Here is a 20,198-nt window from a genome sequence, read left to right on the forward strand (position 1 = left end):
CCCCCCCGCCGCCGCAGCAGGGCGGCGCCACCCACGACCAGTGGCAGGGGGCACGCCTGTTGTGGAGCGCCCTGCTGTGCCTGCTCATCATCGGCGGAGCCATCGCGTTCGAGCGATGCGGCTGAGCCCGCCCTAACTTCCTGTGGATCCGGCCCCGCGCGGTGCGGGCGGGGCCGGACAATCGCGAGCCCCATCACCTCCAGAGGCGCCCCCCATGCACGACGCCCACGCCTTCCTCCAAGCCCTCGCCACCGTCCTCTGTGTCGCGGCGGTAACGACGGTCCTCTTCCAGCGCCTGCGCCAGCCGGTGGTGCTGGGCTACATCCTCGCGGGCTTCATCATCGGGCCGCACGTCCCCATTCCCCTGGTGGCGGACCCGGGCATCGTGCAGACGCTGTCGGAGCTGGGCGTCATCCTGCTGATGTTCTCCCTGGGGCTGGAGTTCAGCCTGCGCCGGCTGTTCCAGGTGGGACCCACCGCGGGGCTCACCGCGGTCATCCAGTGCAGCGTGATGGTGTGGCTGGGCTTCGTCGTCGGCCGCGCGTTCGGCTGGACGATGCTGGAGAGCCTGTTCACCGGCGCCTGCATCGCCATCTCCAGCACCACCATCATCGCCAAGGCGTTCGACGAGCAGAACATCCGGGGCGCGCTGCGCGGCATCGTCGTAGGCATCCTCATCGTGGAGGACCTCATCGGCATCCTGCTGATGGCCATGCTCACCGCGGTGTCCAGCGGCACCGGCCTGTCCGCCGGCGACCTGGCGATCACCGTGGGCCGGCTGGCCGCGTTCCTGGTGGGCCTGGTCGGCATTGGCCTGTTCGTCGTGCCCCGGCTGATGCGCTACATCACGAAGCTGCAGCGGCCGGAGACGACGCTCGTCACCAGCGTGGGCATCTGCTTCGCGGGTGCGCTCTTGGCGCAGACGTTCGGCTACTCGGTGGCGCTGGGCGCGTTCCTGGCGGGCTCGCTGGTGGCGGAGTCCGGCGAGGGCAAGGAGGTTGAGCACCTGGTGCAGCCGGTGCGCGACCTGTTCGGCGCGGTGTTCTTCGTGTCGGTGGGCATGCTCATCGATCCGGCGCTCATCCGCGAGCACTGGCTGGCCATCGCGGTGCTCACCGGCGTGGTCGTCTTCGGGAAGATCATCAGCGTGTCGCTGGGCGCGTTCTTCACCGGCAACGGCACGCGCACGTCCGTGCAGGCGGGCCTGAGCCTGTCCCAGATTGGCGAGTTCTCCTTCATCATCGCGGGCCTGGGCCTGTCCCTGAAGGCCACGGGCACGTTCCTCTACCCGGTGGCGGTGGCCGTGTCCGCCATCACCACGCTGACGACGCCGTGGCTCATCCGCGCGTCCGGCCCCATCGCCAACTGGGTGGACCGCAAGCTGCCCGCGCCGCTCCAGACGTTCGCGTCGCTGTACGGCAGCTGGGTGGAGAACCTGCGCACGTCGCCGCGCCAGAAGACGGTGGGCGCGCGCGTGCGGCGCATGGCGCTCCTGATGCTGCTGGACGCGGCGTTCATCACCATCATCGTCATCGGCACGTCGCTGCTGCTGCCCCAGGTGACGGAGTTCATCGACGAGCGCATGGGCTGGGGCAAGACGATGACGCCGTGGATCGTCATTGGCCTGGCCACGGCGCTGGCGCTGCCCTTCTGCGTGGGCATCGTGCGGATGGGGCGCCGGCTGGGCGTGGTGCTGGCGGAGGGCGCGCTGCCGACGGCCGCCAACGGCAAGGTGGACCTGGCGGCGGCGCCTCGAAGGGTGCTGGTGGTGGCGCTCCAGCTGGCCAGCGTCTTCATGGTGGGCGTGCCGGTGCTGGCCATCACCCAGCCGTTCCTGCCGGGCGTGCCGGGCGCGGTGCTGCTGCTGGTGTCCCTGGGCGCGCTGGGCTTCGCCTTCTGGAAGAGCGCCACGAACCTGCAGGGGCACATGCGCGCGGGCGCGCAGGTCATCGTGGAGGCGCTGGCGGCCCAGTCCCACGCCAAGGGCGACGAGGACGAGCCCTCACCGGACGTGCTGCACGGCGTGCGTCAGATGCTGCCGGGCATTGGCGAACCGGAGTCCGTGGCGCTCGGCGAGTCCAGCGCGGCGGTGGGCCGGACGCTGGCGGAGCTCAACCTGCGCGGCATGACGGGGGCCACGGTGCTGGCCATCCGCCGGGGCGACGCGGGCGTGCTGGTGCCCACCGCGCAGGAGGTGCTGCGCGCGGGCGACATCCTGGCGCTCGCGGGGACGCACGAGGCCATCGACGCGGCGAAGGGCGTGCTCGGCTGAACGGCCGGGCCGGGGGCACCGGATGCAATGGGGGACGCGGCCGTCCGTAGCAAGGGCATGCCGCTCCCCTTCCGCGTTCCGGAGGTCCCCGCCATGCGCCGCTCCTTGCTGCCCACCGTCGTGCTTGCCTGTTCGTTGGCCGTGCCCGCCCTGGCGGCGGAGCCGGCGAAGAAGCTGGCCAAGGCTCCCGCGAAGACCATCTGCGTCAACGTGAAGGACGGGAGCAAGGCGGTCCAGGGCACGAACCTGGTCATCGAGCCCGGGGAGAAGGTCAAGGACGCGGTCGCCGTGGACGGCGACGTCATCGTGAAGAAGGGCGCGGTGGTGGACAACGACGTGGCCGCCATCCGGGGCCGCGTCATCCTGGAGCCCGGGGCGAAGGTGAAGGGCGACGTGGTGTCCATCGGTGGCGACGTGAAGGTGCCCGCGGGCGCTCACGTCGACGGGAACGCGACGGCGCTGGGCGGCAAGCTCCAGTTGGATCGCAAGGAGGACGTCGGCGGCGAGCAGGTCAACTTCTCCCTGGTCTTCAACGGCGACGACCTGGTGAAGGAGTTCATCGGCAAGGCGCTCGACGAGGATGCGGGCAAGTGCCACATCCTCGACGACGACGACGACGACGGTGACAAGGACGTCTGAGCCGTCCCGGTCACTTCCCTTCAGCCGGAGGCTTGCGGGTGGGGCGGCGGCGGGAGCGGGGTTCCAGGTGGACCTCGTCTCCCCGGCGGACGCGCACCCTCAGGAAGCGCTGGAGCTGATCCAGGGCCAGGTCGTGGTCCTTGTCGCTCTCCGCGCAGCAGCAGTCGCTGAGCACGGTGATCTTGTACTCGTGCATGTGCGCGTCGTGGGCGCTGAAGAAGACGCACAGGTTGGTGGCGATGCCCGCGAGCAGCAGCTTCTTCGTGCCCAGGTGCTCCAGGAGGGGCACCAGTGACGTGGCGAAGAAGGCCGAGTGCTTGGGCTTGAGGATGAAGTAGTCATCCGGCCGGGGTTTGAGCGCCCGGGCGACGCGCTGGCCCCGGCTGTCCTTGCGGGTGCAGTGCTTGTAGACGTCCGTGAAGCTGCTGCGCCACAGGTCGAAGTTGTCGTTGACGTAGATGACCGGGACGCCGGCCTTGCGCATCCTGTCCGCGAAGGGGCCCAGGCGCTCCACCATGCGCAGCGCCCAGGGCAGGACGTTCTCCCCGCCGGGGAACTCCAGGTCGTTGATGACGTCGATGATGAGCAGCGCGGTGTCATGCCGCCGCTCGTGCGGCGCGCGTGTCTGCTTCCGGACCGCCTGGCGCGGCTTCACCACGTCCACCTCCTGGTGGTGGAACGCTAATCATCCTCCCGGGGTTGGCGGAGCCCCCGCGTGGGGATGTTCATTGCCCGCCAACATCGCCCAAGTGCGGCGCGCGGCGGGCGGGCATCTTCCCTCCATCACGAACGGCCCGGAGGCCGTCCGGTGGAGGAAACATCATGGCGGACACGCATCGCATCGCGCTCATCACGGGTGGCAGCCGGGGACTGGGCAGGAACAGCGCACTGAAGCTCGCTCGGGCCGGGGTTGGTGTCGTCCTCACCTTCCACAGCAAGCAGGCGGAAGCTGAGGCGGTGGTCTCGGAGATTGAACGGATGGGCCAGAAGGCGGTGGCCTTGCAGCTGGACACGTCGAAGCCGGCGGGATTCGAGGACTTCGCGGCGCGGCTGCGGGAGGCGCTGCGCCAGAAGTGGGACCGGACGACGTTCGACTTCCTGGTGAACAACGCGGGCACGGAGCACTGGTCGCCGGTGGCACAGACGGAGGAGGCCGCCATCGACGCGATGTTCCACATCCACTTCAAGGGCGTGTACCTGCTGACGCAGCGGCTGCTGCCCCTGCTGGAGGATGGAGGCCGGGTGATCAACTTCTCCACGGGGCTCGCGCGCTTCACCTTCCCGGGCTACGCGGCGTACGCGTCCATGAAGGCCGCCATCGAGGCGTTCACCCGCTACCTGGCGAAGGAGCTGGGCCCGCGCCGCATCGCCTGCAACACCGTCGCGCCGGGGCCTGTCGAGACGGACTTCACGAAGGGCGCGTTCGAACACAACCCCGGGCTGCGCGGGATGCTCAGCGAGCAGACGGCGCTGGGGCGCGTGGGCGTGCCCGACGACATCGGGGGCGTGGTCGCGTTCCTGTGCTCGGAGGACGGGCGGTGGATCACCGGTCAGCGGCTGGAGGCGTCCGGCGGCCTGTTCCTGTAGCCGCTTGAGGCACGGCGGGGCATGGGCTTCACCGACGTGCAGCGGGCGTAGTGCGCGGGGGTGGTGCCCATGAGCCGGCGGAAGTGCCGGTTGAGCTGGCTCTGATCATAGAGCCCGACGGCGTACGCGGTGTCCCCCGCGGACATGCCCGCCGACAGGAGCTGGCGGGCGCGGTCGATGCGCAGATGGGTGAGGTATTCGTACGGGGGCACGCCCAGGCTGTGGCGGAACGCGCGGGTGAGGTGGAACTTGTCCATGCCCGCGTGGGCCGCGAGCGCGTCCAGGGTGACCTTCTGGTCCAGGTTCTCACGCAGGAAGTCCCGAGCACGGTGCACGGCAGCAGGGGCGCGGACATGCTGCGCCGAGGGAGCACCTTCGGCGCAGCTGGACAGCACCGCGTCCACGGCTTCGGTGACGCGGGTCTCGACGACGAGGGAGTCAGCCGAGGGATCCGCCAGCACGGCGTGCATCGCGTACACGCGCTGGGCGGCCTTCACACCGCCGTCCCGGGGTTCCTGGAAGTGGACGGGTCCCCGGAGGTCGAGGGCCTGGGCAGCCCGTTCGACGACGTGCGCCGGAAAGCGGGCGACCTGGACGGTGATGGGCGCGTGGATGTGGAGGTCGCGGTAGAGGTTGCCCGGCTCCTTGAGCTTCAGGTTGCCGGGCTCCCAGGTGTGTCGCGAGCCCCGGTACCAGCCGTCGAAGGCCCCCGCGTACAGGGCCACGAAGGCATACGCATCCGCGTAGGTTTCACGGAGGCAGGAGTCCTCCACCACGCGGATGAGTTCCAGGTCGGGCGCCGCGGGGTGGCGGAAGTACGTGACGTTGGGAGCAAGCTCGCTCACGGGGTGGGCTCCGGGCAGTGACCCGAGGGAGGGTAGTCCCCGGCCCCCTGCCCCGCTTGGGCGATCTTGGCGAGGGGCTGGCGCCCGAACCTAGTTCTCCTGGGTGTGGGCCTGGACGGTGACGATGGGGAGACCCTGCGTCGGTGTGAACGTGAAGGACGCGTGTTCGACCTCCGCATCCGCGTCCACCGCCGCGCCCAGCGTCACAAGCTGGGGAACGCTCCAGTTGTTGAGCGTGAAGCGGAGCGAGGCGCCGTCATCCACGGTGAGGTCGCCACCGCCGCCCTGCACCGCCACCTTGACCCAGACGTCCACCGTGGGAGGCATCGCCAGCGAGACCATGACCGTCCTGGTCTCGCCTTCCGGGATGACGAGGTCCGATGACGACACGACCAGGGACTGTCCTTGAGGTGCCGGGGTGACCCGCAGGATGCGCCCATAGTGGCTCAGCACATACAGCGCGCCATCTGGTCCCTCGTTCACGTCAACGAAGCCGCCGCCCGTCTCCTGATTGATGATGATGTCCTCCGCCGCCGCGGATCCATCCGCGGCGAACCGGATGCGATGAAGCATTCCGCGGAAGTCCGTGTACAGGTAGTTGCCGGAGTAGCTCGTGGGGAAGCGCGTCCCTCCATAGAACATGCCTCCCATGACGAACTCACCCGGGATCCATCGCCTGAGCATTCCACCACCGCTCATCGCGTCCGGCTCCGGTTGGTCCACGGTGAACGACTGCGCGGAAGGATGCCCCGTGACATAGAAGTCCCCATTGAAGCTGGGGTCCGTCACATCCCGGATCATCACTCGCGTCCCCTTGCGGTACCACAAGGCCCCCAAGGTGTTGTTCTGGAACGTGAAGGTCGTGACGCCGTTCTGTCTCACCGCACCTGTCGGCGTGAACGAATTGAACTCATGGTTGGCGATATATGCATACACGGGCGAGAGGTAACCCGTGGGCCGGACGAAGTTGTAGAGCGGCCACCCTCCATGGTCACCCGGCCCCACGCTGAAGACCTGAATGGTCTGCGGGCTTGAGGCGTTGGCCCACAGGCGGCCGGTCCCCGGCTGGAAGACGAGCCCATAGAGGTTGCAGAAACCCCGTGCCCAGATGCTGTCCACGTTGGGGCCTGCCCCATCGTAGAAGGGGTTGTCGGTGGGCACGGTGCCATCCGGGTACACGCGGTGGATCTTGCCCGCCGCGTTCGTCAGGACATCCTCCGCCTTGGTACCGTTGAGATTTCCCACCCCGAAGTACAGCATGCCATCCGGACCGAAGGTGAGCCCGCCACCGTCGAAGTCGAGGCGTCCCGCCTGGAGCCCGCCCACGATGACAGTGCGATCCACGCCAACGCCCCCGACGTCGGTGTACCGGAAGACCTCCAGCTTGTAGCCCGGCATCGCCGCGAAGAAATAGACGTAGTGGTTGTTCGCGAAGTCCGGATCGAAGGCCATGCCCAGGAGGCCTTGCTGGAAGCTCTGGTTGAAGGACTCGGAAATGAAGGGGGTCGGCTGTACCTGCCCGTTCAGCACGACGTAGACCTTTCCAGGCATCGTCGAAATGAACAGGCGACCCGAACCGTCCGGAACCCATCCCATCCGCGTGGCGTTCATGATCGTCTGGGAAGTGACCCAATCCGAGATCTCAAGATCACGAGCGGTCTCGGTGGGTTGGGAATACACGGGCAAGGCTGTCAGCAATGCCAGGGCAAGCCAGATGGCGTTCAGGCGCATGGGGCAAACGCTAGCGCAACCGCCTGTCTGTCTATCAAGCTTTATTTCCCACCTCCTGCCGGGGCTTGAGCGCCCAGGCGACTCTTTTGCCGCTTCAAGAATTGCCAACCCCGTGCCCTACACCCAGGTTCGATCCGGGAGGCAGCGCATGACCGCGCGAGCTTCCGGGCGTGCGGGCACTCGTCGGCGGGCAGGCCGGCCCCTGCTCCCGAGCGGAAGGGGGACGGATTGTGAGCACGGAAGGCACTCCCTCCCCACAGGGAGGACTGAACCTCCTCATCAAGAAGTTCGAGCGCGTCGTCGTCGTCTCGATCGTCGTGATGATGATGGTGGTCGTGGCGCTTTCCACCCTGGAGCTGGGATGGATCATCGCCAAGGACATCATCACCCCGCCCATCCTCATTCTGGAAGTGGACGAACTGCTGGAGATCTTCGGTTTCGTTCTCCTCATCCTCATTGGCGTGGAGTTGCTGGAGACCATCAAGGCGTACCTGCGCGACAACGTCGTGCACGTTGAAATCGTGCTGGAGGTCGCGCTCATCGCAGTCGCCCGGAAGGTCATTGTCCTGGACCTGTCGAAGTACGATGGCGTCACCGTGCTCGCCATGGCGGCACTCGTCATCGCGCTCGCGGGGGCGTTCTTCCTGAGGACGTCGCGCCGCCAGTCCCGCCACCATTGAGACAGGACTGGCCGCCAGCCGAGCGTTCCTGGCGAGGGGTGGACTATCGCCGGGCGCGGCGGGGCTTCCACAGGAGCCCGGAGAGCAGCCACCAACCCAGGACGCCTGGAATCGCGGTGGCACCGCAACCGCAGCCGCTCACGTCACCTCCCATGGGATTGGGCACCGTGCCGCCGTCCTGCGTGGAGCCCGCGTCCGCGACGATCCCCGCGTCCATGGAGGTCCCCGCGTCCTGGATGCCGCCACCATCCGGTTCGGTGCCCGCGTCGGCGACTTCTGGTTGCTGGACCTGGAGCTGGAACGTCTGGACGGCATCGGGGGCCTGACCGTTGCTCGCGCGCACGGCAACCGCCACGGTCGCTTCGGCCTGGGACGTCCAGGACAGGAGCCCGGATTCAGGGTCCAGCGTCATGCCCTGGGGCCCCTCCTCCAGCACGAGCGAGGGCGCGGGCCGGCCGGTCGCCGTGACGGTGTACGCATAGGGGACGCCCACGGTCGCCTGCGTCGCTGGCGTGGAGGTGATGACCGGCACCGAGGCCACGTCGCGGGCGGTGACGGAGACCGTACGCGAGGCGAGGCCCGGCGCGGACACCGTGAGCACGGCGAGGTCGTCCTCACCGTCGGCGTCCTGCGCGGCCGCCAGCGTGACCGTCTTCGCGGCGGTGCCGTCCTGGGGCGCGAACGTCAGCGTGGCGCCCCCGGTGAGACTCACGTCCTCGCTCCCGGACGTGCGCGCCACGGTCACGGTCAGGGGCGCCGTCGGCGCGTAGGCCAGGGCGACGGTGAAGGTGTCACTGCTCCCCTCTTCCAGGTCCACCGCGGTGGCGGAGAGTTGGAGCGATTGGACTTCATCCTCTTCAGTGCGCACGTGGACCTCCGCACCGGGGATGCCCGCCGGGTAGCCCTGGTCCATCGAGAAGGTGATCGTCGCATGGTCGATGTCGGCGTCCGCGTCCTGCGCCGCGGAGAGCGTGACGGTCCGGGGAACGTTCCAATTGGCCGCGGTGAAGAGGAGTTCCTGCCCCGACGTCACCCGGATGTCCGAGTCCTCTTCACGCCGCTCGACGAGGACATACGTTGGAGCGGAGGGAGGCATGGCCAGGGAGACCGTGAACGTCTTCGTCCCTCCCTCAGGGATGGCCAGGTCCTGCTCGGAGGCGACCACGCCCTGCCCTGCTGGCACGGGCGTGAGGCGGTAGATGGCTCCCGCGTACGACATGACATACAGCGCGCCGTCAGGTCCCATCGCGACGTCGGTGAACACCTCACGGTCGTCGTAGCAGAGCACGAGCGGCACCCGCTCCACGGTGCCGTCGGTGGCGAGCACGACGCGGTAGACGTTGCCCGTGAAGTCCGCGAAGAAATAGTTGCCCTGGTACTCCGCTGGGAACAGCGAGCCCTCGGAGAAGGCTCCGCCGACGACGGCCTCGCCCATGATGTCGGTCCTCAGCCAACCGCCGCCACTCGCCGCATCCGGTCCTGGCTGGTCCACCGTGAAGGAGTAGGGCGTGGGGAAGCCCGTGATGATCCAGGTCCCGTTGAAGCTCGGGTCGAGCACCTCCCGCACGGTCACCTTCCGGCCCTTGCGCAGGGCCGTGACCGGCTGGCTCCCCTGGACGGTGAAGGTCGTGACGCCGTTCTGGCGGACCGCGCCCGTTGGCGTGAAGAAGTAGAGCTCCCAGCTCCCGGGGAGGTACGCGACCAGGGGCGTCAGGAAGCCTTCGGGCTGGTTGTTCTCGTACGTGGCCCAGCCCGCGTGGTCACCCCGTCCCACTCGGAAGATCTGCTCGGAAACCTCACCGGCGACATTGACCCAGAGCTTCCCGGTTCCCGGCTCGAAGCGCATGCGGAAGGGATTGCGGAAGCCGCGAGCCCAGATGAGGTCATTGTTCGGCCCGTCGCCGTCGTAGAAGGGGTTGTCCGAGGGGGTGGTCCCATCCTTGTGGACCCGGTTGATCTTCGAGGCCAGCAGCGTCAGGTCGTCCCCGCCACCCGCTTTCGTGCCCCGGTCGCCCACGCCGAAATACAGCAGCCCGTCCGGCCCGAAGGCCATGCCGCCCCCGTTATGGATGGTACCCGCCGGGATGTCATCGACGATGACGGTGCGATTGATGCCCACGCCCCCCACATCCATGAACCGGAGAATCTGCGCGGTGTAGGTGAAGTCGGGCCTGGTGACGAAGACGTAGACGTAGTGATTGGTCGCGAAGTCCGGGTCAAAGACAAGGCTTTGCAGGCCCTGCTCTCCCTCGGTCCCCACGGGTTCATTGATGAAGGGCGTGGGCAGGAGGCTGCCGTTCTGGATGACCTGGACCTTGCCGGACTTGAGCAGCACGAAGAGGCGGTTGGACGCATCCGGCGCCCAGATCAATCCCGAGGCCTCCAGGAGCGCATCTCCCCCGGCGAACGTCGTCACCTCGGTGCCGTAGGCGCCAGGAGGCGGAATGGGAATCCTGAATTGGGCTTGAGCGTCAAAGGCTGTCAGCAATGCCAGTGCAAGCCACGGAAGGAGTGAGCGCATGGCCTCAACTCTAGCGTCACCTTCCGTCAGTCTGTCATTTCTTCCGCGGATCGGCCTTCACGCCCCAGATGCCCACCTTGCCGTCGTCCATGCCCCAGCTCACGAAGCGTCCGTCTGGAGAGAAGTTCGCGGTGCTGCCCTGCTGATCATCCAGGTCTGAGTAGGCAAAGACGTGCTGCCCGCTCTGCACGTCGATGACCACGAATGCGCTGGTGTCTGGACTGGCCGCCAGCAGGGAGCCCTCCGGGTTGAACTCCAGGTGGAGGGCCAACGAGGCGGGGGCCTTCAAGGTCCGCGCGATCTCCAGCGTGGGCAACGCCAGGAACAGCAGCTCTCCGGCGGAGTTCGCGGCGACCAGGTGTTCGCTGGAGGGCGTGAACGCCACGGCCCAGATGCGCCGGGCGTCGAAGGCACGCGTCGTGACGCGCATGCCGGTCCGCGCGTCCCACAGGCGCAGGGAGGCCCGGGTGTTGGAGTTCTCCTGCTCCTCGGCCGCTCCCACGGCGGCAAACGCGCCGTCGGCTGAAAGCGCGCAGCCATGGAACTGCCAGGGGTCTTCCTTCCGCCAGACGAGCCAGCGCCGCTCCAGGTCCCAGAGCATCACGCGGCCCACGCTCGCCACGAGGAGCAGGCGCGTCCCATCCGATGACAGGTGCGCATGGGAGACGGAGCCCCCAGTCTCCACGGAGGACAGCAACCGGCCGTCGGAGACCGACCAGGTCTGAAGGGTGCCACGCACCGTCACGGACAACAGCTGCTCGGAGCCGGGCAGGAACCACGCCGCAATGCAACCGGGCACCGAATGCGCGGCCAGCGGCTCCGACCCTTGCGAGTTCAGGTCCCACCAGCGCAGCGGCACCCCACCCTGCTTCTGAACCGACAGCAGGTAGCGCGACGATGCATCCCACGCCAGCCACTGCCACCGCGAATACGGCGACAGCTCCGCCGTGCCCAGCGTCCGCAGCAGGGACAGGTGCCGAGCGGTGTCAGGGGTCAGCTGAAGGGAAGGCATGAGCATGGTGCGATTCCAGCGATGGCGCTTAGCTGCTCACGAGCGAGGCTTGAAGCAGTTTCGGAGCGGGCAGGCAGCGATGGCGCCTGCTCCGCACACTGCGTCAAGGTGGGACGTGCACTGGGGGGCTTGAGCCGGAGCGATCGGGCGGCCTAAGACGCGGGCGCCCTGCCCTGGGCTCCCGTTCCGAGGACCTCCATGTTCAAGAAGATCGCCATTGGCGTCGTCGCCGTGCTCGTGCTGTTCGCCGGCTTCGTCGCCACCCGCCCTGATACCTACACCGTCACGCGCTCCGCCACCGTGCCGGGCTCGCCGGACATCGCGTTCGGGCTGGTCAATGACTTCCGCCAGTGGAACCAGTGGTCTCCCTGGGACAACCTCGACCCGAACATGAAGCGGACGTTTGGCGGCGCGGAGTCGGGCGTTGGCGCCACCTATGGGTGGGTGGGCAACAACGACGTGGGTGAGGGCCGCATGACCATCCTGGAGGCCAGCGCCGACGCGTCCGTCCGCATCAAGCTGGAGTTCATCAAGCCTTTCGAGGACAGCAGCATCACCACCTTCACGTTCAAGCCCGCCGACGCCGGCACCACCGTCACCTGGACCATGGCCGGGGAGCACACCTTCATGAGCAAGGCGATGTGCGTGTTCATGGACATGGACCAGATGATCGGCAAGGACTTCGAGAAGGGCCTCGCCAGCATGAAGACCGCCACCCAGACCGAGGCCACCAAGCGCGCCGAAGCTGAAGCCGCTCGCAAGGTCGCCGAGGCCAAGGCCGCCGAAGAGGCCGCTGCCGCCGCGCCCGCCGTCGCCGCGCCCACGCCGTAGCCTCAACGCGGCTCCAAAGCCCCTCGCGCCTTCCTTGCCCGAGGGGCTTTCCATTTACGGCACTGCGCTCAAGCTCCTGCGATTGACCAGCCGATTGCGCGGATCCACCACGACCTGCTGGACCCGCCACGGCAGTCCCTCCACCGTGAGCCCCGCCGTCGCGGACTCCGGATCCAGGCCATAGGAGACGGTGACCCGCCGGCGCTCCTCCGGCGCTTCGCCCTGAAGCTCCATCTCCACCTCGCAGGGATACACCTTCCCGGCCTGAGTCCGCTGCGTCACGGTCAGTGCGAACGCTTCTCCCTGCTGCCACTCCACCTGGAAGAACGGCCAGTCCGGCTCCCCCTGCCCGTCCACCCAGGTGTCGAAGTAGCGCTGGAGGTCCTGTCCCGACGCGGTCTCTAGAGCGTGCCGCAGGTCCGTGATGCTCCGGACTCCCGGCTCGGCCAGGAACGCCTGGAGCCCCGCGAGCACCTGGGGCCTCCCCAGCAGGGACTCCAGTTGCACCAGGAGGATCATCGGGCCCGTGCCGTAGACGTCATTCACGAAGGAGAGGAACGGCGGCGCGGGCGTGTCTCGCGGACGCAGGTAGTAGGAGGACGTCCGGGCCAGCCGGTCCAGGTACGCCAGCGTCGTCGCGGCCTCGTTGCTCCGGTGCTCGTCCTCAAAGACATACGTGAGGTACTCCGCCACCGCTTCCTTCCACGGGTAGTCCTCCGCGCTCGCCAGCGTCGTCCGGTTACCGGCCCACTGGTGCGCGATCTCATGCAGCAACGTGTGCAGCGTCATGTTGGTGTAGGCACCGGGAAACATTGGCAGGTCGTCGCGCAGGACGATGTTGGCCGGGTGCTCCATGCCCAGCCAGTCCGTGCGCCCGCTGGCCACCCGCAGCTCAGGGCCATAGGGCAGCGGCCCGAAGCGCGCCGTCATCCACGCCAGGAACTCCGCCACCGCGCCCGCGTCGATCGCCGGCCCGAGCAGTCCGCCCGGGGGCTCGTACAACTCCACGCGCCCCACGTCCGTGTCCACCAGCCGCGTGCGCTGCCACGCCGGATGCGACGCGATCATGAACGCTGAATACGTAGGCGCCCGCGTGCCCAGCAGCTCACACCGCGTATGCGTGTCATCCCGTCGCGACAGGCTCCCCGGACACAGCACCACCGCGCCGGGCGCATGGGTGACGTCGAAGGTGAAGTGCGCCAGGCGCCCAGGTGCGGGATCACACGGGCCGAAGAGGTCGCAGGACTCCAGCCACCCCAGTAGGTACGTGAAGGGGCGCCCCTGCGCATCCAGCCGCCGGGAGAACCCCACCCGCGTGTACGGCTCCGTGGTCTCCGCGACACGCTGCTGGCTGTCGATCCACAAGGGCCCGTCCGCTGGCGCCACTCCGCAAACCTCCAGGTGCCCGTCCACCACGCGAAAGTCCGCGGGGACCCCGTCCCACCGCACGTCCGTCACCTCCGGGGGAGCCGGGAGCGACACGCAACCTCGCGCGCCCGCCTCCACGTCCAACGCCAACCGGGACGCGGCCTCGCCCGTCGTAAGGTCGAACGCGAAGTCGTACCGGTCCACCGTGTACGCCAGCGCGACCCCGCCCAACCCGGGCGGTTCCAGAGGCGGCTCGCTGGACTCGCAGCCCGTCACACCCAGGACGAAGCACGGCAGCGCGAAGCGTCTGAGCCAGGATGGAAGCATGGCTGGGATACGGCTCCAGCCAGTCTCCCGGGTCGTTCCGGCAGAAGAAAGAAGGGGCGGCCATCGCTCCGGCCGTATGTTTCGCGAGATGATGATTCCGTTCTACTTCCTGGTGACTCCCAAGCCGGCGCTGCTCGAACGTCTTCGCGGAGAGCCATGGGTCGAGACATCCGACTTTCACCAGCCTCGACTGTGGGACCAGACCCGGCCGAGCCGATTGGCGCGTGCCGGCAGGGGGTGGCCCTTGAGGTTCAAGCTCCTCTTCCTGCTGGATGTCAGTCAGGTCCTGGCTGCGTATGGGGCATCGCAGGACCTGCGACAGGAATTCGATGCAGGCTCGATCTCCGAGGCGCTGTTCGATCGCTATTGGGAGTGCATGGAGATTGATTCATACGACTCGTCCGACGAGATCGAGAAGGAGCTTGAACCCTCTGTCTTCTCTCGGGTGCCTCGGACCGGGTGCGCGGACGTTGACGACTGGCTACAGCTTCGCGGGATGCCGTCCAAATGAAGAAGGGGCGGCCCGTGACTCCGGCCGCCCCTCCTCTCAGCTCAAGGCCTCACCTCTACTTCGTAAAGCTGATGGGCCCCGAGGACAGCGTGGTGTTGTTCGCGCCGTCCACCGCGCGCACGCGCCACGTGTGCGAGCCCGTGGACAGGCCGTTCAGCGTCGTCTGCTCCGTGCCCACGCCGTAGACCTCGAACTCCCACAGCGAGTAGCCGTACGCCGTCGCGCGCTGCACGCCGCGCATGCGCACGAAGCGGCCCACGCCGGCCACCGTCCAGTCGTCAATGCCGCCGTCGCCGGTGTCCACCGTCTTCAGCGCAGTCCAGTTGGAGGAGCCGTCCAGCGACGCCTCCAGCACGTAGCGGCGGCCGTACGCGGCCTCCCAGTTCAGCACGATGCGCTTGAGCGAGTAGATGGCCCCCAGGTCGATGGTGATGGACTCCGTGTCGCCCGTCGTCGCCGTGCCCACGCTGGACCAGCGCGTCGTCAGGCTGCCGTCCACCGCGTCGTTCGCGCTGCCGAACTCCACGGACGTGGCGTAGGCATTCTTGCCGCGCGCCAGGTTCGTGCCCGCCGGCACCGGCGTGCTGCGCAGGATGGACGGCGTGCGGTCCGCGCCGTCCACGATGAGGACGTACTCCGCCACGCCCGCGCCCACGTCCGTCGTCTGCTCCCAGATGAAGCGCGTGGACGTACCCGGCACCGGCTGCCCGGCCGACGGCGACAGCGCCGCGAAGGCCGCCGGCGGCGTCGCGTCGTTCAGCGTGAAGGTGAACGTCGCGGACTGCGTCACGCCGTTCGCCCAGTTGAACGCCTTCACGAACCAGGTGTGCGTCCCGTTCGCCAGCTTCAGCCCATCCAGCGCCGCCGACGGCGTCTTGGTGATGGCCACCGGCATCGAACCACCGTCCAGGAACACCTCGTAGCGCTGGATGCCCGTCTGCGCGTCGCTGCTCGCGGTCCAGGTGAACGCCGGACGCGTGCCGGTGATGACGACGTTGTTCGCGGGCGTCAGCAGGCTGAACGCCGCGGGCGGCGTCGCGTCCGTCAGGCCGAAGCCCTGGATGCCGGAGCCGTACTGGTACAGCGGGTTGCCGTACGTGGGCGGCACCGGCTGGCCCGCCGCGATCTTCTGGCGGATGGCCGTGCGCTCCGCGTCCGTCGCGCCCAGGTCGAACGGCAGGTCCCACTTCTCCAGCTGGTTGTTCTCCACGTCCGTGCCAATCTGGCTCATGGACCGGGGCAGCTGCCACGGCGTCTTGCCACGCGGCAGCACGTCGCCGAACAGCACGTCCGCCACCGCGTAGCCGCCCATGTCGCCCGGGCGGTACGCCAGCATCAGCGCGTTGGAGAGCGGCACCACGTTCGTCAGCACGTACGGACGCGGGCTGATGACCACCACCGTCGTGGGGATGCCGCGCGACTTGAAGCTGTTGATGACGGCGTACTGGTCGCCCCACTTCGCGTCGTGCGCCGGGCCAATCGGGTCGCCCGGCAGGTACGGCTTCTCCTTGTCCCACTCCGTGCCGTGCGTGAAGTAGCTCTCGCCCACGACGGCGATGGCCGCGTCCGGCGTCACGCCCGCGGGCGCGTTGTCCTTGTAGACCGTGAGCCCCGCGGCCTCCGCGCGCGCCTTCACCGCCGCGTAGATGGTCGGGTCGCCGAACTCGTTGCCATGGAAGTCCGAGCGCCAGGTCACCATGCAGGACATGTCGTCCGCGCGCGGCCCCGCGATGACCAGCTTGCCGCCCGCCGGCAGACGGATGGGCAGCGCGCCGTCGTTCTTGAGCAGCGTCATGGCCTCCTGGGACGCCCGGCGCACCGCCGCCTTGCTGTCCGCGGTGTGCCACTGGGACGTGCCGGCGGGGCCCTGCTTGTACGGGTCCTCGAAGATGCCCAGGCGGAACTTCAGGTCCAGGATGCGGCGCACGGAGTCGTTGATGCGCGCGACGGGGACCTCGTTCTCGAAGTTGGCCATGGCCTGCGGTGTCGCGCCGCCCATCACGTCCGAGCCCGCCGAGGCGGAGCGCACCCACGAACCCGACGGCAGCCAGTCCGAGCAGATGACGCCGTCGTACTTCAGCTGGTTGCGCAGGTAGTTGAGGATGCCCGGGTTGTCACCCGCGCCGTAGCCCTCCGGCCCCAGCAGCCAGCTGCCCGCGTAGCCCGGCATGATGCCGCTGGTGCCCGCCTCGATGGCCGCGTGCCACGGACGCATGTGGTAGTGAATCGTCGTGCCGTCGTAGGTGATGCCCGCTTCACCGCCGGCGCCCTGCCCCGGCCAGTGCTTCGTCGTCACCCAGATGGAGCCCGGGTTGACCTCAGGGCCACCCTGGAGGCCCGCGATGAGCGCGCGGGTGATGCCCGCCGCCAGGTCCGCGTCCTCGCCGTTGCCTTCCTGCGTGCGCGGATACAGGACCTTGGTGTTCACCTCCGCCAGCGGCGACAGCGTGCCGCGGCTGCCAATGGCCAGCTGCTCGCGGCGCTGGATGTCCCCCATCTCGTGGATGGTGTCCAGGTCGCGCGTGGCGGCCAGCGCGGGCTGCGTGGGCCAGCTCGTCTTGTAGCCGTGGATGGTGTCACCCGCGTCGATGTGCGGGATGCCCAGGCGCGTGGCCGCGGACGCCTTCTGGAACAGGGGGATGTCCGTGGGCGACAGGGGCCCCATCTGGAAGCCCGCCTCCGGGTACGTCTTGGCGTCGTAGAACATCTGCAGCGCCTTCTCGCGCAGCGTCATGCGGCCCAAGAGGTCGTTCACGCGCACGGAGACGGGGTTGTGCCAGTCCTCGTACGGCTCAATGGTCCCGTTCTTGTTCAGGTCGCGGATGCCATTGATCAGGTTGACGCCGTCCGCCTGCGTCTCCACCACCGGCAGGTACACGCTGAAGTTGCCGATGTCCGAGCGCGACGTGCCGCCGCCCGACAGCGTGGCCACGACGTACCACTTGTACGTCCAGCGGTCCGGCAGGTCCTCCGTGAAGGTGAAGGACGTGCCCGTCTGCGACGCCACCTGCGTGTACCGGTCCAGCAGGTTGCCCGCCGCCATCCAGTCGTAGTCGTCGCGCGTGAGGTTGACGTAGAGCTTGTAGTTCGTCGCGCCCGTCACCGGGGCCCACGACAGCGTGGGGCGGCGGGTGGTGGTGACCATCGCGTTGTTGGCCGGCGAGGCCAGGCGGAACGCCCCGGCCACCGGCAGCGGCGCGGGCGCCACGTACGGGTCCGGGATGATGGTGGGGTCGCGCGGATCCGTGGGGCCGCCGCCCGTGGCGAAGATTTCGACGTTCCAGTCCGCGCCCTGCACCGCCAGCGCCGTGACGGACTGGGCGCGCTGCTGCACGCCGTTGTAATCCACCACCGCCAGGCGGATGTCCGTGTTGGGCTGCGTCGGGGAGAACTGGTTCTTCGACAGCGTCACCGTCGTGTTGGGCGGGAACGTGAGCTGGTAGGTGAAGGGCCCGGGCGGGTTGCGCACGGACGGCGTGGTGTTGCCCTCCTCCGGCACCGGCGTCACCGACAGGGGCGTGGGCGACACGTTGATCTTCGCGTACGCCAGCTCCGGGAAGTTCAGCTTGATGGTCTGGTTGGTGGTCTGCGTGGGCGGAGGCGTGGTGCCGCCGTTCTGGTAGACCTCGAAGGACCACAGCGAATAGCCATAGCCCGTGCCGCGCTCCGTGCCGCGCATGCGGAGGTAGCGGTACGTGCCCGACACCGGAATCTCCCGGCGGCCGATGGCGCCGTTGGTCACCGTGTTGAGCGTGGTCCAGGTGCTGTCGTTGTTGGAGCCGTCAATCGTGTACGTCTTGCCGTACGCACCCTCCCAGTCCAGCACCACCTTGCCCACCACCTGGGACGAGCCCAGGTCCACGCGGATCCACTGCGGATCCACGCCCTGCGCGGAGGCCCAGCGCGTGTTGACGTCCCCGTCGAACGCGAAGCCCGGCTGCAGCCCCGCCGCGTCCGCCTCCACGCTGGACGCGGTGGCCGGACGGTTGCGCGCCAGGTCCGTGTTGGTGGGCGGCGGCGTGCCGCCCGTCTCATAGACGGCGAACTCCCACAGCGAATAGCCATACGCGGGCAGCGCGCGCGTGACGCCCTGCATGCGGACGTAGCGGCCCGTGGTGCCGGACGGCAGCGACAGGTCGTCCACCGCGCCGTCGCCGGTGTTCACCGTCAGCGCGTCCGTGAAGGTGGTGTTGTTGGTGGAGACCTGGATTTTGTAGACGGTCGCGTACGCCGCCTCCCAGGTGAGCACCACGCGCGAGAGGGTGCGCGTCTGGCCCAGGTCCACGGTGATCCACTCGTTCGCCGTGAAGCCGGAGGCCCAGCGGGTGCCACCGTCGCCGTCCACCGCGTACTGGCCCAGGAATGGAGCCTCCGCGGAGGAGGTATAGGTGGTCTTGTTCAGCGCGACGTTCGTCTGCGCGAGGGCGCTGGAGCCGCCCAGGAGGGACACCAGCGTGAGCACCGCCGCGAAGGCTTGTAAGAGCCAGACACGCGGCGCATCACGGAGACAGGGGCTCGACACCCGCGGCAAGGATTCAGACATAGGGGGATGGCTCCTTGAGCTGACCTCAAGACAAGGCTCGGGCGTTCCGGCTGTCACACGGCGACAGCCGGCCCACCCGTCCTGGCGCTGCGTTCCTGCCTAGTCCGCGGTGAAGTACAGGTTGTCGAGCAGGAGGGACTGACCGGTCGCTCCACCCTCGGTCCCGAAGGTGAACGGCGACGAGACGTCGTTGAGCTTCAGGCCCGCGGCGACGTAGTCCGCGACGGGAATGGCCAGGTGGTGCCACTCACCATCGTTGGCCCAGCCGTACTTCGAGACCGCCAACTGGAAGCCCTTTTCCTTGCCCACGCCTATGCCGTGGGACATGCCGACCTTCACGTTGGCAAAGCCGGGGTCGGATGACTTCATGCTCACGTGGAGCGTCTTCCAGGCATCGAAGTTTTGCGTCTGCTTCAACCAGTGCACGCCCAGGCCCAGCCACGCCTGGCCGCTATAGACAATGCGGTCCGCGGACCTGCCCTCGATGTGCTCCGGGTCTGACTCCACGTAGGCGGTCTGATCGTAGAGGTAGAGTTTGGAATCGATGTCGTCGAAGACGATCGCCTGCGAGCGGCCCGTCTCGTAGAAGATGCCCACTGACAGGCGGGCCTTTCCGGCCTCGTAGGGGAACGGCCCGGGCAGCAGGTCCGAGGGCTGCGTCCCACCGTCCGGGTTCTGGTTGTCCGGCAGCTCCTGGCCGCTGTAGTCCGCCGGGCCCGGATCCGGGCGGCAGGCGGCGAGCAGCAGCAACAAGCCCCACACTGGCTTCTTCATGGCCTCACCGCCCGGTCCGCACCACTGGAGGTCTTCACCATCACCCAGCCGCCCGCCACGGTGCCGCCCAGCTCGACGACGCCCTTGTACGAGGGCGTCACCAGCTCGTAGGCCACCGTGCCGGACGCGTCGTACGTCACCGCGTCCGGGAAGTTGTCGAGCACGGACTGGTAGGCCTTCACCGCCATCTCGCGCGTCTGGGCGAGGCTGGCCTGGTCCGCCAGGCCGCGCTGGTAGATGGCCGCCAGGTTGAGCGCCACGTAGTACTGCGCCTCACCGTACGGCCCGTTCGCGAGCACCGTGGCCCACGCGTAGTACGCCGCCACCGGGTCCGCGCCGGACTGGATCTGCCACTTCGTCTCCGTGCCCACCCCCGACATCGCGAAGGGGTTGTCCGGATCCTCCAGCACGGAGGTGTTCGGGTAGATGCCCATGGCCGGGTCCGTGACCGTGAAGGTCATGTCGTCCAGGGACTTGCCGTAGATGATGGTCGGGTCGTCGTAGCAGCCGGACAGCGCGGCCACGGCGGCCAGCAGGAAACCAGTCCTCATGATGCG

The 20,198-nt window shown here is 68.3% G+C and carries 15 protein-coding genes; 6 read left to right on the forward strand and 9 right to left on the reverse strand.

The genetic code is table 11. The features are described 5' to 3' along the window. Positions 1-214 precede the first annotated feature (214 nt). Positions 215-2,272 (forward strand): cation:proton antiporter, encoded by a 2,058-nt coding sequence (locus D7X55_RS08175; protein ID WP_120548934.1) that lies wholly within the window; start codon positions 215-217, stop codon positions 2,270-2,272. 93 nt (positions 2,273-2,365) lie between these two features. Then, positions 2,366-2,911, forward strand: coding sequence for a hypothetical protein (locus tag D7X55_RS08180; RefSeq protein ID WP_121722732.1), 546 nt, complete (start codon positions 2,366-2,368; stop codon positions 2,909-2,911). A gap of 10 nt (positions 2,912-2,921) precedes the next feature. On the opposite strand, the gene D7X55_RS08185 is transcribed toward D7X55_RS08180, so the two are convergent. Beyond that, positions 2,922-3,569, reverse strand: coding sequence for a cysteine hydrolase family protein (locus D7X55_RS08185; protein WP_199746898.1), 648 nt, complete (start codon positions 3,567-3,569; stop codon positions 2,922-2,924). A gap of 164 nt (positions 3,570-3,733) precedes the next feature. Between D7X55_RS08185 and D7X55_RS08190 the strand changes: the two genes are divergently transcribed. Further along, positions 3,734-4,498, forward strand: coding sequence for an SDR family oxidoreductase (locus D7X55_RS08190; protein ID WP_199746899.1), 765 nt, complete (start codon positions 3,734-3,736; stop codon positions 4,496-4,498). Here D7X55_RS08190 and D7X55_RS08195 read toward each other — a convergent pair. Both D7X55_RS08195 and D7X55_RS08200 read right to left on the reverse strand, forming a co-directional pair. Continuing rightward, positions 4,462-5,343, reverse strand: coding sequence for a helix-turn-helix domain-containing protein (locus D7X55_RS08195; protein ID WP_121722722.1), 882 nt, complete (start codon positions 5,341-5,343; stop codon positions 4,462-4,464). The two genes, D7X55_RS08190 and D7X55_RS08195, sit on opposite strands and share 37 nt — an antisense overlap. A 90-nt stretch (positions 5,344-5,433) precedes the next feature. Further along, a complete protein-coding gene (locus tag D7X55_RS08200) occupies positions 5,434-7,074 on the reverse strand; it encodes a sorbosone dehydrogenase family protein (RefSeq protein WP_121722723.1) in 1,641 nt (546 codons plus the stop codon). Positions 7,075-7,304: 230 nt separating this feature from the next. Between D7X55_RS08200 and D7X55_RS08205 the strand changes: the two genes are divergently transcribed. Then, the gene (locus tag D7X55_RS08205; protein ID WP_199746900.1) at positions 7,305-7,754 is read left to right on the forward strand and encodes a phosphate-starvation-inducible PsiE family protein; all 450 of its coding nucleotides are present in this window, start codon (positions 7,305-7,307) and stop codon (positions 7,752-7,754) included. Between the two features lie 43 nt (positions 7,755-7,797). On the opposite strand, the gene D7X55_RS08210 is transcribed toward D7X55_RS08205, so the two are convergent. Together D7X55_RS08210 and D7X55_RS08215 are read right to left on the reverse strand one after the other, a co-directional pair. Next, on the reverse strand, positions 7,798-10,275 hold the full coding sequence (locus D7X55_RS08210; protein ID WP_121722724.1) for a PQQ-dependent sugar dehydrogenase: 2,478 nt from the start codon (positions 10,273-10,275) through the stop codon (positions 7,798-7,800). Between the two features lie 34 nt (positions 10,276-10,309). After that, positions 10,310-11,293 carry a WD40 repeat domain-containing protein gene (locus D7X55_RS08215; protein WP_121722725.1) on the reverse strand — a complete coding sequence of 328 codons (984 nt, stop codon included), beginning with the start codon at positions 11,291-11,293 and terminating at the stop codon, positions 10,310-10,312. 192 nt (positions 11,294-11,485) lie between these two features. Between D7X55_RS08215 and D7X55_RS08220 the strand changes: the two genes are divergently transcribed. Beyond that, positions 11,486-12,118, forward strand: a complete 633-nt coding sequence (locus tag D7X55_RS08220) for an SRPBCC family protein (RefSeq protein ID WP_120548930.1) — start codon at positions 11,486-11,488, stop codon at positions 12,116-12,118. Positions 12,119-12,172: 54 nt separating this feature from the next. Here the strand turns inward: D7X55_RS08220 and D7X55_RS08225 are convergent, their stop codons facing one another. Then, positions 12,173-13,813, reverse strand: coding sequence for a M1 family metallopeptidase (locus D7X55_RS08225; protein WP_121722726.1), 1,641 nt, complete (start codon positions 13,811-13,813; stop codon positions 12,173-12,175). Between the two features lie 88 nt (positions 13,814-13,901). Between D7X55_RS08225 and D7X55_RS08230 the strand changes: the two genes are divergently transcribed. Next, the gene (locus tag D7X55_RS08230; RefSeq protein ID WP_147442761.1) at positions 13,902-14,324 is read left to right on the forward strand and encodes a hypothetical protein; all 423 of its coding nucleotides are present in this window, start codon (positions 13,902-13,904) and stop codon (positions 14,322-14,324) included. 55 nt (positions 14,325-14,379) lie between these two features. Here D7X55_RS08230 and D7X55_RS08235 read toward each other — a convergent pair whose 3' ends face one another. The 3 genes from D7X55_RS08235 to D7X55_RS08245 all read right to left on the reverse strand — a co-directional run bounded on the left by D7X55_RS08235 (position 14,380) and on the right by D7X55_RS08245 (position 20,192). Continuing rightward, positions 14,380-18,867, reverse strand: coding sequence for a discoidin domain-containing protein (locus tag D7X55_RS08235; protein WP_121722727.1), 4,488 nt, complete (start codon positions 18,865-18,867; stop codon positions 14,380-14,382). Positions 18,868-18,966: 99 nt separating this feature from the next. Then, complete coding sequence (locus D7X55_RS08240) at positions 18,967-19,641, reverse strand: hypothetical protein (RefSeq protein ID WP_120548926.1); 675 nt, start codon at positions 19,639-19,641, stop codon at positions 18,967-18,969. Beyond that, complete coding sequence (locus tag D7X55_RS08245) at positions 19,638-20,192, reverse strand: hypothetical protein (RefSeq protein ID WP_199746901.1); 555 nt, start codon at positions 20,190-20,192, stop codon at positions 19,638-19,640. Before D7X55_RS08245 ends, D7X55_RS08240 begins: the two co-directional genes overlap by 4 nt. Positions 20,193-20,198 lie beyond the last annotated feature (6 nt).

Source organism: Corallococcus sp. AB049A, from assembly GCF_003668885.1.
GTDB lineage: Bacteria > Myxococcota > Myxococcia > Myxococcales > Myxococcaceae > Corallococcus > Corallococcus interemptor.